The sequence below is a fragment of the Burkholderia sp. LA-2-3-30-S1-D2 genome (assembly GCF_001523915.2).
In the GTDB taxonomy this organism is placed as follows: Bacteria; Pseudomonadota; Gammaproteobacteria; order Burkholderiales; family Burkholderiaceae; genus Burkholderia; species Burkholderia diffusa.
The window spans coordinates 125537-138597 of the sequence record NZ_CP013384.1; the positions used below are offsets into that span (position 1 = coordinate 125537).

The window sequence follows — 13061 nt, forward strand, 5'->3', positions numbered from 1 at the left end:
CGCCGGCCGACAAGCCAGGAGATCACGATGAAGCATGCACACACACTCAAGCTCGCGTTCGCACTCGCGTGCGCGCTCGGTTCCGGCGCGGCGCTCGCCGACGGGCAAACGCTGCGTTTCGGCCTCGAGGCGCAATACCCGCCGTTCGAGTCGAAGGCGCCGAACGGCGACCTGCAGGGCTTCGACATCGACGTCGGCAACGCTGTCTGCCAGACCGCGAAGCTGTCGTGCAAGTGGGTCGAGACGTCGTTCGACGGGCTGATTCCCGCGCTGAAGGGCCGCAAGTTCGACGCGATCAATTCGGCGATGAACGCGACCGAGCAGCGGCGCCAGGCGATCGACTTCACGACGATCATCTACCGTGTGCCGACGCAGCTGATCGCGCGCACCGGCAGCGGCCTGCTGCCGACGCCGGAATCGCTGAAGGGCAAGCGCGTCGGCGTGCTGCAGGCATCGATCCAGGAAACCTACGCGAAGGCGCACTGGGAGCCGGCCGGCGTGTCGATCGTCGCGTACCAGGATCAGAACCAGGTGTATGCGGATCTCGTGGCGGGTCGTCTCGACGCGACGCTGGTGCTCGCGCCGGCCGGCCAGCGCGGTTTCCTGTCGCGCCCGGACGGCAACGGTTTCGCGTTCGTCGGCCAGCCGGTGCGCGACGACCGGATTCTCGGCAGCGGGATCGCGTTCGGCCTGCGCAAGGGCGACGACGCGCTGAAGGCGAAACTCGATTCCGCGATCGACAAGCTGAAGGCGGACGGCACGGTGAAGTCGCTCGGCCAGAAATACTTCGGCGATATCGACATCTCCATCAAATAACGGACGCATACGATGCAGAGCCTGGATACGGGCGCGGAGACCGGCGGCCACGGTGTGACGGTGCCGGCGGACGACGCGCTCGAGGCGGCGCTCGTCGCCGGCCTGGGCGACTCGCTGGTCACGCGGGCGGCCGGGATCGATCCGCGCTACTTCACCGCGTACAACGAGCCGGCCGGTGTGCGGCCGCGCGCGCTGGTGCGGCCGCGCAGCGTCGACGACGTGTCGCGCACGCTCGCGCTGTGCACGCGGCTCGGGCAGCCGGTCGTGCCGCAGGGCGGTCTCACCGGGCTCGCCCGCGGCGCGGTCGCGCTGGGCGGCGAGATCGTGCTGTCGATGGAGCGTTTCGCGGGCGTCGAGGCAATCGACGCGGCGGCGGGCACGATGACGGTGCGCGCCGGGACGCCGCTGCAGACGGTGCAGGAGGCCGCGGACGCGGCGGGCTTCACGTTCGGCGTCGATCTCGGCGCACGCGGTTCGTGCCAGATCGGCGGCATGCTCGCGACCAACGCGGGCGGCACGCGCGCGATTCGCTACGGAATGATGCGCGAGCAGGTGCTCGGGCTCGAGGCCGTGCTCGCCGACGGCACCATCGTGTCGTCGATGAACCGGATGCTGAAGAACAACGCGGGCTACGACCTGAAGCAGCTGTTCATCGGCAGCGAAGGCACGCTCGGCATCATCACGCGCGCCGTGCTGCGGCTGCATCCGAAGCTCGCCGCGCCGGCCACCGCGCTCTGCCGCGTGCGTGGCTACGACGCCGTCGTCGGGTTGTGGAACCGCCTGCGCGCACTGCCCGAGATCGTCAGTTTCGAAGCGATGTGGCCGGCCTTCTACGACTACGTCGCGGGCCACACGCCCGGCGTCGTCGCGCCGTTCGCGGGCGACGGCGGCTTCGCGGTGCTGATCGAGTGCGCGACGAGCGCGCCGGGCGGCGATGCGCGGCAGGCGCTGGAAACCGGCCTGGCCGATGCGATCGACGCGGGGCTCGTCGACGATGCAGCGCTCGCGACGTCCGAGCGGCAGGCGCGCGACCTGTGGGCGTTGCGCGAAGGCCTCGCGATCGATGCGCTGCCGCATCTGGTGAACTTCGACGTGAGCCTGCCGACGGGTGAGCTCGGCCTGTTCGCCGCGCGCTGCGAGGCGGCGTTGCGTGCGGTCTGGCCCGGCATCGTTTGCCTGTTCTTCGGCCACGTCGGCGACGGCAATGTGCATATCGGCGTATCGCTCACCGGCATGCGCGACGCGGACGCCGATGCGATCGATCGCTGCGTGTACGCGGTCGTTCGGGACATGGGCGGGTCGGTGTCGGCGGAGCACGGCATCGGGATGCTCAAGCGCGCCTATCTCGCGCACACGCGCAGCGAAGCGGAAATCGGCTTGATGCGGCGCCTGAAGGCCGCGCTCGATCCCGCCGGCGTGCTCAATCCCGGCAAGGTGCTTTGATCGGCACGCGCCGATGGCGGGCGCGTCAGCCGTCGACCCAGCGCAGTGCGCCGATCCTCAGGTGTTCGACGACGCTGCGCGCCCAGTCGAGTTCCGCGTTGAGCAGCACGAGCGCATGTTCGTTCTGCAACAGGAACAGGCGCGGCACCTGGTCGTTCTGCGCGGCGTTGCGCAGCGACTCGAGACGTTCGCGTTCGGCCTCGAGCGCGGCGATGCGGCGCTCGAGTTGCTGGCGCGCATCGTCGGCGTCGAGCAGCGGCAGGAATGCGAGACCGGCGCCGAATGCCGGAAACTCGCGCGCGGGTTCCGCGAGCAGCGCATGCAGCCACGCCTGCCCGGCCGTATGCCCGGCTTCGGTCAGCGTGTACAGCGTGCGTTCGGGAAACGCGCCGTCGCGCTCGGTGTCGTGCACGGCGATCAGCCCGTCGCGCAGCAGCCGGTCGATCGTCTGGTACAGGCTCGTGCGCTGTCGCACGTTGACGACTTCGTCATAGCCGCGCGCCTTCAACTGCTGGAGCATTCCGTACGGATGCATCGGCGTTTCGGTGAGCGTCGCGAGGACCGCGAGCGCGAGCGGAGACGGGCGGCTTGTTGCCATGAATAGTTCGATTATGTCTAGTAAGAATATAACTAGTATCGACTAGACTATCATATTCCACAAGCGTTTCAGCCGAGGTGTGAGCGCTTCGCGGCTGGCGCGACGGTTTCCATCGTCGTGAGACCGTGGACGATTCCGCAGTCCTCGACCGAATGTTCGCCGACGCACTGGCGGCGCAATTCGGTGAGCTGGTCGCGCAGATGCGTCAGTTCGGCGAGGCGCGCGTCGACGTGGCCGATGTGCTCGTCGAGCAGCGCGTTGACCGAATCGCACGGGTCGGCCGGCGTGTCGGTGAGCTGCAACAGCGCGCGGATTTCGTCGTGCGCCATGTCGAGCGCGCGGCAGTTGCGTATGAAGCGCAGCCGCTCGACGTGCACGTCGGTGTAGTTGCGGTAGTTCGCATCGGTGCGCTCGGCGTCCGGCATCAGCCCTTCCTTCTCGTAGAAGCGGATCGTCTCGGGCGTGCAGCGGGCCGCCTTGGCCAGTTCGCCGATCTTCATGGCTTTCTCCGTTGTAAGGGTTGACCTTGTAGTGGCTTCAGGGTGTTAACTCTACACCGTCAAGCCATAGAGGAGGTTGTCATGACCGACGCCCAGCGTACCCCCGACCCACGACACCGTCATGCAGGCGGCGCCGATGCGTGCTGCGCCGATGCGCGCGACACGCAGGCGGCGACCACTGCCGACGCGGCGCCGGCGGCCGGCGAGCACGCGCATGGCGACGCGGCGGCGCACCGCGCGCAGCCGCATGCATGCGGTCACGACCATGACCACGATCGCCCATCCGCGCACGGCACGGGGCACGATCACGACACCCATGCCGGCCACGCGCACGGCGACGGGCATGAGCATGGAGCGGCGTGCTCGCACGGCCACGCGGCGCACGATCATGCCGGTCACGACCACGACCACGACCACGACCACGACCACGACCACGACCACGACCACGACCACGACCACGCGGCCGGCGCATGCTGCGCGCCGGCCGCGCTATCGCTCGCGCCGCTGCCGGTCGCGCGGGCGACCGCGTCGGGTCACGTCCGCTCGGCGTTCCGCATCATGCAGATGGACTGCCCGACCGAGGAAACCCTGATTCGCAAGAAGCTCGGCGGAATGGAGCAGGTGTCCGCGCTCGAATTCAACCTGATGCAGCGGATGCTGACCGTCGAACACGTGCCCGGTGCGCAACCGGCGATCGAAAGCGCGATCCGCACGCTCGGGATGACGCCGGAGGCCGCGTCGGCCGACGCACCGGCAGCATCCGTCGCGCCGCCGCCCGCGAAGCCGTGGTGGCCGCTTGCGTTGGCCGCCGTCGCCGCGATCGCATCCGAGGCGGTGAGCTGGGCCGGCCTGCCGACGTGGCTGTCGGCGGTGCTGGCGCTCGCGGCGGTGCTCGCATGCGGGCTGACCACGTACAAGAAGGGCTGGATCGCGATCCGCAACGGCAACCTGAACATCAACGCGCTGATGAGCATCGCGGTGACGGGCGCGATGGCGATCGGCCAGTGGCCGGAAGCCGCGATGGTGATGGTGCTGTTCACGATCGCCGAGCTGATCGAGGCGAAGTCGCTCGACCGCGCGCGCAACGCGATCCAGGGCCTGATGCAGCTCGCGCCGGACACCGCGACCGTGCAGGACGCCGACGGCGCGTGGCGCACGATCGAGGCCGCGCAGGTCGCGCTCGGCGCGATCGTGCGCGTGAAGCCGGGAGAACGGATCGGGCTGGACGGCGAGGTCATCGCGGGCCGCTCGACGGTGAACCAGGCGCCGATCACCGGCGAGAGCCTGCCGGTCGACAAGACGGCAGGCGACGCGGTGTACGCGGGCACGATCAACGAAGCGGGTTCGTTCGACTATCGCGTGACGGCGGTTGCCGCCAACTCGACGCTCGCGCGGATCATCCACGCGGTCGAGGAAGCGCAGGGCGCGAAGGCGCCGACGCAGCGCTTCGTCGACCAGTTCGCGCGCGTCTATACGCCGATCGTGTTCGCGGTCGCGCTGCTGGTCGCGGTGGCACCGCCGCTCGTCATGGGCGGCGCGTGGCACGACTGGATCTACCGCGCGTTGGTGCTGCTCGTGATCGCGTGCCCGTGCGCGCTGGTGATCTCGACGCCGGTGACGATCGTGTCGGGGCTCGCAGCCGCGGCACGGCGCGGGATTCTCGTGAAGGGCGGCGTCTATCTGGAAGAGGGCCGCAAGCTCGCGTGGCTCGCGCTCGACAAGACCGGCACGATCACGCACGGCAAGCCCGTGCAGACCGATTTCGACCTGCATGCGACGGGCGTCGACGCGGCGCGCGTGCGTCACCTCGGCGCGAGCCTCGCGGCGCGCTCCGATCACCCGGTGTCGCAGGCGATCGCCGTCGCGGCCCGCGACACGCAGACGGCAGCGTTCGCCGATGTAGAGGACTTCGAAGCACTCGTCGGGCGCGGCGTGCGCGGCACGATCGACGGTGTGCGCTACTGGCTCGGCAACCACCGGCTCGTCGAGGAGCTCGAACGCTGCTCGCCGGCGCTGGAGGCGAAGCTCGACGCGCTCGAGCGGCAGGGCAAGAGCGTCGTGATGCTGGTCGACGACACGCGCGTGCTCGGCATCTTCGCGGTGGCCGACACGATCAAGGACACCAGCCGCGCGGCGATCGCCGACCTGCACGCGCTCGGCATCCGCACCGCGATGCTGACCGGCGACAACCCGCACACCGCGGAGGCGATCGCGCAGCAGGCCGGCATCGACGATGCACGCGGCAACCAGTTGCCCGAGGACAAGCTCGCGGCGGTCGAGGAACTGTCGGCGGGCGGTGCGGGCGCGGTCGGGATGGTCGGCGACGGCATCAACGACGCACCGGCGCTCGCGCGCGCCGACATCGGCTTCGCAATGGGCGCGATGGGCACCGACACGGCGATCGAGACGGCCGACGTCGCGCTGATGGACGACGACCTGCGCAAGATCCCCGCGTTCGTGCGGCTGTCGCGCGCGACGCACCGCGTGCTGGTGCAGAACATCGGCTTCGCGCTCGGCGTGAAAATCGTGTTCCTCGGCCTCACGGTCGCGGGGCTCGGCACGATGTGGATGGCTGTGTTTGCCGACGCGGGCGCGAGCCTGATCGTCGTCGGCAACGGGCTGCGGCTGCTGTCGAAGACGGGCGTGTTCGACGGCGCGACGGCGAAGCGATGAGGAGCGGGCGGTGAGCTTTCTGAAACGGATCCTGCGCGGCCACGGTGGTGGTCACGGCGGAGGAGGCCACGGCAGCGGGCAGGGCGGCGGCGGGCATCACGGCGGGCAGCAACGCGACGGTCACGGCGGCCACGATGCGCGCGGCCGCGACCGCTACGGCTGGGGCTGGCAGCCGTCGACCGACGCGCCAGGCGGCAACATGCCGCTGCGCCAGCTCGCGTGCGCGGGCTGCGGCGCCCTCAATGCGTCGGATGCGCGTTTCTGCGCGCAGTGCGGTGCCGCGCAACGCGGCGAGTCCTGCAGCCGCTGCCATTCCGCGCTGGCGGCCGACGCCCGGTTCTGTCCCGGGTGCGGGACACAGGCTGCGTAAGTTTGTCGGCCATCCGCGCCGGCGGCGTCTGAACGCCGGCCGGCGCGCTTCGTTTCAGGTGCAGGCACACCCGTCTTTCGATCAGCGCAGCGGCAGGTAGATCTCGGTGCGCAGGTCGGCCGGCGCCGCGTCCATCGGCGTATTGAGGTACAGCTCGAACGGCGGCGCGTCGGCGGCTTCTCGGCCCGAGTGACGCAGCCAGTCGCCGTAGAGCCACTGGTAGGCCGTCTTCAGGTCCGCATACGGCCCCGTATGCAACAGCACCGCATATTCGCCGCCCGCCACTATCACGTGCTCCACCGGCGGCACGGGCTCGACGTCCGGCGCACCGTCGGCGGGCATGAAGCAGGCCTTCGCGCGCAACTGCGCTTCGGGCGTGGTGTCCGGATCGTCGTAAAAAATGCCGATCATCTTCGCGCCGGGGCCGATCAACCCATGCTGCCCGACCCACGCGCCGATCCGCATGAACGCCTCGCTGACCTTCAAGTACGAACCGGTGTGCGCTATCGCATAGCCGTGCAGTTCAGGCAGCTGCCGGATTTCGACTTCATGCTTGAACATGTCTTCTTCTCCTCGCTGTAACGGATAGATGGGCCGGTGGCTGCCCGTGCGCCGGTGCTGCGCGGGCGGCACGCCGTATGCGTCGCGAAACGCCCGCGTGAACGCGTGCGTCGAACCGTAGCCCGCGCGCCGTGCGATCTCGTCGATCGGCCGCGCCGTGCAGACGAGATCCTCGGACGCGCGCACGATCCGCATCCGCCGCACCGTCAGCACGACCGACTCGCCATACAGCGCGCGATAGACGCGCTGCCAGTGATACGGCGACAGGCACGCGACTTCGGCAAGCCGGTTCAGGTCGAGCGGGCCGTCGAGGTGCGCGCGAATGTATTCGTGGACGCGCGCCACGCTGGCCGCGTAACGGATCCAGGCGAGCTGGTCGGGTTTCGCTTCGACGGTCATCGGCGTGTCCGGGCGGGAACCGACGTCACGGTAGCACGGGCCGAATTGATAAATCTTGCGGAAATGCGTAGGAGGCCGACGAATCAGGCCCCTTTTTATTATGACGAAATGGGGTCTTGCCCCCCTGCGATCTACGACTAAAGTTAAAGACGGTGAAATCGTGTGATCGCGTCATTTTTCTCGGGTAAGTTGCTCGCACGGCAACGCACGGTTTTCGAAGTACGCAGGTAGTTCGTCGATGTTCAATCGCAACGCCACGTTTTTCGGGAGAAGAAGAAATGGATGCTTCCAGCTTCATCACGTCGCTGCAGACCACGCTAGGCGGATACCTGCCCAAGATCGCCGGCGCGATCGGCATCCTGGTGATCGGCTGGCTGATCGCCATGGCGGTGCGTGCCGGCGCGCTCCGGCTGCTCAACGCGCTGAAGGTCGATCAGCGGATCAGCGAAAGCACCGGCCAGGGCGCGTACGTCGAGCGGATCATCGCCGGCGGGCTGTTCTGGCTCGTGCTGCTCGTCACCGCGGTGGGCATCTTCAACGTGCTCAACCTGTACGCGGTGTCCAATCCGTTCTCGCTGCTCGTCACGCACATCGTCAACTACCTGCCGAACCTGATCGGCGGCGCGGCGCTGACGCTGATCGCGTGGCTGATCGCATCGCTGCTGCGCAGCCTCGCGAACCGCGCGCTGAAGGCGAGCAAGGTCGACGACAAGCTGTCCGAAAGCGCAGGCATGCAGCCGATGAGCGGCTATCTCGGCGACGTGCTGTTCTGGCTCGTGATCCTGATGTTCCTGCCCGCGATTCTCGGGTCGTTCGCGCTGTCCGGCCTGCTGTCGCCGGTGCAGGGGATGGTCGACAAGCTGCTCGCGATCGTGCCGAACCTGTTCGCTGCCGCGGTGATCGGCATCGTCGGCTGGATCGTCGCGCGCGTGTTGCGCGGTCTCGTGACGAACCTGCTCGTCGCCGCCGGCGCCGATCGCCTGACGCAAAGCCTCGACAGCCCGACGCCGGTGCGCGTATCGAGCCTGGTCGGCACCATCGTCTACGTGTTCGTGTTCGTGCCGACGCTGATCTCCGCGCTCGACGCGCTGAAGATCGACGCGATCTCGATTCCGGCCACCAACATGCTGAACCAGTTCCTCGGCGCGGTGCCGGACATCGTCGCGGCGATCGTGATCGTGCTCGTCACGTTCTACTTCGCGCGCTTCGTCGCGTCGCTCGCGCAGAAGCTGCTGGAAGCCGCCGGCGTCGACGGGCTGCCGGCCGTGCTAGGCGTCGAGCGTGTGTTCTCGGGGATCCTGCAGCCGTCGGTGCTGGTCGCGCGGCTGATCGTGTTCTTCGCGATGCTGTTCGCGTCGGTCGAGGCCGCGAACCGGCTCGGCTTCACGCAGGTGCGCGACGTCGTCACGCTGTTCATCGAATTCGGCGGCCACGTACTGATGGGCGGCGTGATCCTCGTGATCGGCGTGTGGCTCGCGGGCCTCGCGCGCCGCGTGATCGAGCAGGCGGACCGCGAGCACAGCGTGCTGTTCGCGCGCATCGCGCAATTCGCGATCCTCGGCCTGGTATTCGCGATGGGGCTGCGTGCGATGGGCATCGCCAACGAGATCGTGCAGCTCGCGTTCGGCCTCGTGCTCGGCGCGATCGCGGTGGCGGTCGCGCTGTCGTTCGGCCTCGGCGGCCGCGAAGCGGCCGGCAAGCTGCTCGATCGCTGGTTCAACCAGCGCGGCGGCGGGCAGTAAGCCTGCCGCGTGCCCGTCCGGCCGCTTCGCGCGGCCGGCGATGGTGCCCGCAGGGGGGCGGTCGGGCGTGCGCGCCCGGCACATCGACGCGCGTCGCATGGCCGGCCGGGCCGGCATTTCCGTCAGCGAAACGTCAGCCGTCATCTTTGCCGAATTTCGATAACACGTCGTTTAATGACTCTCTAGCATCGATTCTCAGTCGCGCAGGCCGCCAGGCCCGGCGCATTTGAGGAGAGAATCCGATGAAAGCAGAGTCGAATGGCCGGCCCGCCGCCGGCGCCAAGTCGTCCGGCCAGCCCGCGCTGCAGCAGACGCTCGGGACCTGGCAACTGTGGGGCATCGCGGTCGGCCTCGTGATTTCAGGCGAATACTTCGGCTGGAGCTACGGTTGGGCGAGTGCGGGCACGCTGGGCTTCGTCGTCACCGCGTTGTTCGTCGCGGCGATGTACACCACCTTCATCTTCAGCTTCACCGAACTGACGACGTCGATCCCGCACGCGGGCGGCCCGTTCGCGTATGCGCGCCGCGCATTCGGCCCGGCGGGCGGCTACCTCGCCGGCGCGGCGACGCTCGTCGAGTTCGTGTTCGCGCCGCCCGCGATCGCGCTCGCGATCGGCGCGTACCTGCACGTGCAGTTCCCGGGGCTCGAACCGAAACACGCGGCGATGGGCGCGTATCTCGTGTTCATGGCGCTGAACATCGTCGGCGTGCAGATTGCCGCGACGTTCGAGCTGGTCGTCACGCTGTTCGCGATCTTCGAGCTGCTGGTGTTCATGGGCGTCGTGTCGCCGGGCTTCGCGTGGAGCAATTTCATGAAGGGCGGCTGGTCGGGCGCCGATCATTTCAGCGTCGGCGCATTCCACGGCATGTTCGCGGCGATCCCGTTCGCGATCTGGTTCTTCCTCGCGATCGAAGGCGTCGCGATGGCCGCCGAGGAGGCGAAGAACCCGAAGCGCTCGATCCCGATCGCATACGTGGCCGGCATCCTGACGCTCGTCGCGCTGGCCATCGGCGTGATGGTGTTCGCCGGCGGCGCGGGCGACTGGACCAAGCTCGCGAACATCAACGACCCGCTGCCGCAGGCGATGAAATACATCGTCGGCGCGAACAGCGGCTGGATGCACATGCTCGTGTGGCTTGGGCTGTTCGGGCTGGTCGCGTCGTTCCACGGGATCATCCTCGGCTATTCGCGCCAGATCTTCGCGCTGGCCCGCGAAGGCTACCTGCCGGAGTGGCTCGGCAAGGTGCATCCGCGCTTCAAGACCCCGCATCGCGCGATCCTCGCGGGCGGCGTGGTCGGCATCGCCGCGATCTACAGCGACGAACTGATCCAGTTCGGCGGCCAGACGCTCACCGCGAACATCGTGACGATGTCGGTGTTCGGCGCGATCGTGATGTATATCGTAAGCATGGCGGCGCTGTTCAAGCTTCGCCGTTCGCAGCCGAACATGGCGCGGCCGTTCCGCGCGCCGCTGTACCCGTTCTTCCCGGCATTCGCGATCGTTGCGGCCCTGATTTGCCTCGCGACGATGGTGTATTTCAACGGGCTGGTGGCGATGGTGTTCGTCGCGTTCCTCGCGCTCGGCTACGCGTACTTCCTCGCGACCCGTTCGCAGCGTGCGAGCGCGCCGGCCGACGTGCTGCTGGAGGAATGAGGGTGGTGGACCCGAACGGCCGTTGGTGACGGCATCCGGCGCGCCCCGTCGAACGGGCGCGCCGTCGGCGTTATGCAAGGCAAGGACTGGCAAGGAGATTCGAACGATGTCCTACACGGAGACGATCGGCCCGCGCACGTACCGCTTCGCGGACCTGAAGACGCTGCTCGCGAAGGCGAGCCCGCTGCGTTCCGGCGACCAGCTCGCCGGCGTGGCGGCGGCGAGCGAGGAGGAGCGCGTCGCCGCGAAGATCGCGCTCGCGGGCGTGCCGCTGAAGGCGTTCCTGAATGAAGCGGTGATTCCGTATGAAGACGACGAGGTCACGCGCCTGATCGTCGACGATCACGACGCTGCCGCGTTCGCGGAAATCTCTCACCTCACCGTCGGCGACTTCCGCAACTGGCTGCTGTCGCCCGCGGCCGACGGCGCCGCGCTCGAACGGATCGCGCCGGGCCTCACGCCCGAGATGGTCGCGGCGGTGTCGAAGCTGATGCGCAACCAGGACCTGATCGCGGCCGCGCGCAAGCGCCGCGTCGTCACGCGCTTTCGCAACACGGTCGGGCTGGCCGGCCGGATGTCGGTGCGGCTGCAGCCGAACCATCCGACCGACGACGTGAAGGGCATCGCCGCGTCGATGCTCGACGGGCTGATGTACGGCTGCGGCGACGCGATGATCGGCATCAACCCGGCGACCGACAGCCTCGCGGCGATCGTGAAGCTGCTCGCGATGATCGACGGGTTCCGCGAGCGCTACGGTGTGCCGACGCAGTCGTGCGTGCTCACCCACGTGACCAACACGATCGCGGCGATCGAGAAGGGCGCGCCGGTCGACCTGGTGTTCCAGTCGATCGCGGGCACCGAGAAGGCGAACGCGAGCTTCGGGATCTCGCTCGCGCTGCTCGGCGAGGCGCACGAGGCCGCGTTGTCGCTGAAGCGCGGCACCGTCGGCAACAACCTGATGTATTTCGAGACGGGCCAGGGCAGCGCGCTGTCGGCGAACGCGCACTTCGGCGTCGACCAGCAGACCTGCGAGGTGCGTGCCTATGCGGTCGCGCGCAAGTTCGATCCGTTCCTCGTGAACACGGTGGTCGGCTTCATCGGGCCCGAATACCTGTACGACGGCAAGCAGATCATCCGCGCGGGGCTCGAGGATCACTTCTGCGGCAAGCTGCTCGGCGTGCCGATGGGCTGCGACATCTGCTACACGAATCACGCGGAAGCCGACCAGGACGACATGGACACGCTGCTGACGCTGCTGGGCGCGGCCGGCATCAACTTCATCATGGGGATTCCCGGCGCGGACGACGTGATGCTGAACTACCAGAGCACGTCGTTTCACGACCAGCTCTACGTGCGCGAGGTGCTCGGCCTGCGCCGCGCGCCCGAGTTCGAGGAATGGCTGGAGACGATGGAGATCGCCGACGCGCGCGGCGCGCTGCGCGCCGCGAACGCGCGCGTGCCGCTGCTCGCGGGCGCGAACGACTGGATGGGGATTTCGGCATGAGCGACGCCGTCGAAAAGAATCCGTGGGCGCAGCTGAAGGCGTTCACGAACGCGCGGATCGCGCTCGGCCGCGCGGGCAGCAGCCTGCCGACCGCGCCGCTGCTCGCGTTCAACCTGTCGCACGCGCAGGCGCGCGACGCCGTGCATCAGCCGCTCGACGCGGACGCGCTGCGCCGCCAGATCGACGCGGCCGGCTTCGCGACGCTCGGCGTGCAGAGCGCGGCGCCGGACCGCCAGCATTACCTGCGCCGGCCCGATCTCGGCCGCAAGCTGTCCGACGGCGGACGCGCGCTGCTGGCCGGCTACGGCGCGGCGCTCGACGATGCGCCGGACGTCGTGTTCGTGGTGGGCGACGGGCTGTCGGCCTTCGCGGCCGCGAAGCAGGCGCTGCCGTTGCTGCAGGCGGTGCGGCCGCGGCTCGACGCGGACGGCTGGCGGGTCGGCCCGGTGGTGGTCGCGACGCAGGCGCGCGTCGCGCTCGGCGACGAGATCGGCGAACTGCTGCGCGCGCAGGTCGTCGCGATGCTGATCGGCGAACGGCCGGGGCTCAGCTCGCCGGACAGCCTCGGTGTGTACCTCACCTGGGCGCCGAAGGTCGGCTGCCACGACGCGCTGCGCAACTGCATCTCGAACGTGCGGCCCGAAGGGCTGCCGCATGCCGCCGCCGCGCACAAGTTGCATTACCTGATGACGCATGCGCGCAGGCTCAAGCTCACGGGCGTCGGCCTGAAGGACGACAGCGATTCGTTGTTGCCGCAGGCGGAAGCGGAGCGGATCGGCGCGGCGTGACGGGGCCGACCG

Annotated in this window: 11 protein-coding genes; 8 read left to right on the forward strand and 3 right to left on the reverse strand. The window is 68.7% G+C overall.

Annotated elements, in window-relative coordinates:
• Nucleotides 1-27 precede the first annotated feature (27 nt).
• Both WS66_RS13150 and WS66_RS13155 read left to right on the forward strand, forming a co-directional pair.
• Entirely contained in the window at nt 28-816 is a 789-nt protein-coding gene (locus tag WS66_RS13150) for an ABC transporter substrate-binding protein (RefSeq protein WP_059602042.1), read from the forward strand.
• A gap of 12 nt (nt 817-828) precedes the next feature.
• Entirely contained in the window at nt 829-2259 is a 1431-nt protein-coding gene (locus tag WS66_RS13155) for an FAD-binding oxidoreductase (RefSeq protein WP_059602039.1), read from the forward strand.
• Between the two features lie 25 nt (nt 2260-2284).
• Here WS66_RS13155 and WS66_RS13160 read toward each other — a convergent pair whose 3' ends face one another.
• Nucleotides 2285-2857 carry a PadR family transcriptional regulator gene (locus tag WS66_RS13160; RefSeq protein ID WP_059602035.1) on the reverse strand — a complete coding sequence of 191 codons (573 nt, stop codon included), beginning with the start codon at nt 2855-2857 and terminating at the stop codon, nt 2285-2287.
• Between the two features lie 68 nt (nt 2858-2925).
• Complete coding sequence (gene cadR, locus WS66_RS13165; RefSeq protein ID WP_059602032.1) at nt 2926-3357, reverse strand: Cd(II)/Pb(II)-responsive transcriptional regulator; 432 nt, start codon at nt 3355-3357, stop codon at nt 2926-2928.
• Nucleotides 3358-3438: 81 nt separating this feature from the next.
• Here cadR and WS66_RS13170 point away from each other — a divergent pair, with 81 nt between their 5' ends.
• A complete protein-coding gene (locus WS66_RS13170; protein ID WP_059602029.1) occupies nt 3439-6030 on the forward strand; it encodes a heavy metal translocating P-type ATPase in 2592 nt (863 codons plus the stop codon).
• 10 nt (nt 6031-6040) lie between these two features.
• Nucleotides 6041-6400 carry a zinc ribbon domain-containing protein gene (locus WS66_RS13175; RefSeq protein WP_059602026.1) on the forward strand — a complete coding sequence of 120 codons (360 nt, stop codon included), beginning with the start codon at nt 6041-6043 and terminating at the stop codon, nt 6398-6400.
• 81 nt (nt 6401-6481) lie between these two features.
• On the opposite strand, the gene WS66_RS13180 is transcribed toward WS66_RS13175, so the two are convergent.
• Nucleotides 6482-7360, reverse strand: a complete 879-nt coding sequence (locus tag WS66_RS13180; RefSeq protein ID WP_059602024.1) for an AraC family transcriptional regulator — start codon at nt 7358-7360, stop codon at nt 6482-6484.
• A 278-nt stretch (nt 7361-7638) separates the two neighbouring features.
• Here WS66_RS13180 and WS66_RS13185 point away from each other — a divergent pair, with 278 nt between their 5' ends.
• From WS66_RS13185 to eutC, 4 genes are all read left to right on the forward strand, one after another.
• Entirely contained in the window at nt 7639-9102 is a 1464-nt protein-coding gene (locus WS66_RS13185) for a mechanosensitive ion channel (RefSeq protein WP_059602021.1), read from the forward strand.
• Nucleotides 9103-9344: 242 nt separating this feature from the next.
• Complete coding sequence (gene eat, locus WS66_RS13190) at nt 9345-10757, forward strand: ethanolamine permease (protein WP_059602017.1); 1413 nt, start codon at nt 9345-9347, stop codon at nt 10755-10757.
• Nucleotides 10758-10863: 106 nt separating this feature from the next.
• Nucleotides 10864-12261 (forward strand): ethanolamine ammonia-lyase subunit EutB, encoded by a 1398-nt coding sequence (locus WS66_RS13195; RefSeq protein WP_059602015.1) that lies wholly within the window; start codon nt 10864-10866, stop codon nt 12259-12261.
• Nucleotides 12258-13049: an ethanolamine ammonia-lyase subunit EutC gene (eutC, locus tag WS66_RS13200; RefSeq protein ID WP_059602012.1), complete on the forward strand. Its 792-nt coding sequence runs from the start codon at nt 12258-12260 to the stop codon at nt 13047-13049. Before WS66_RS13195 ends, eutC begins: the two co-directional genes overlap by 4 nt.
• The last annotated feature ends 12 nt before the right edge of the window (nt 13050-13061 follow it).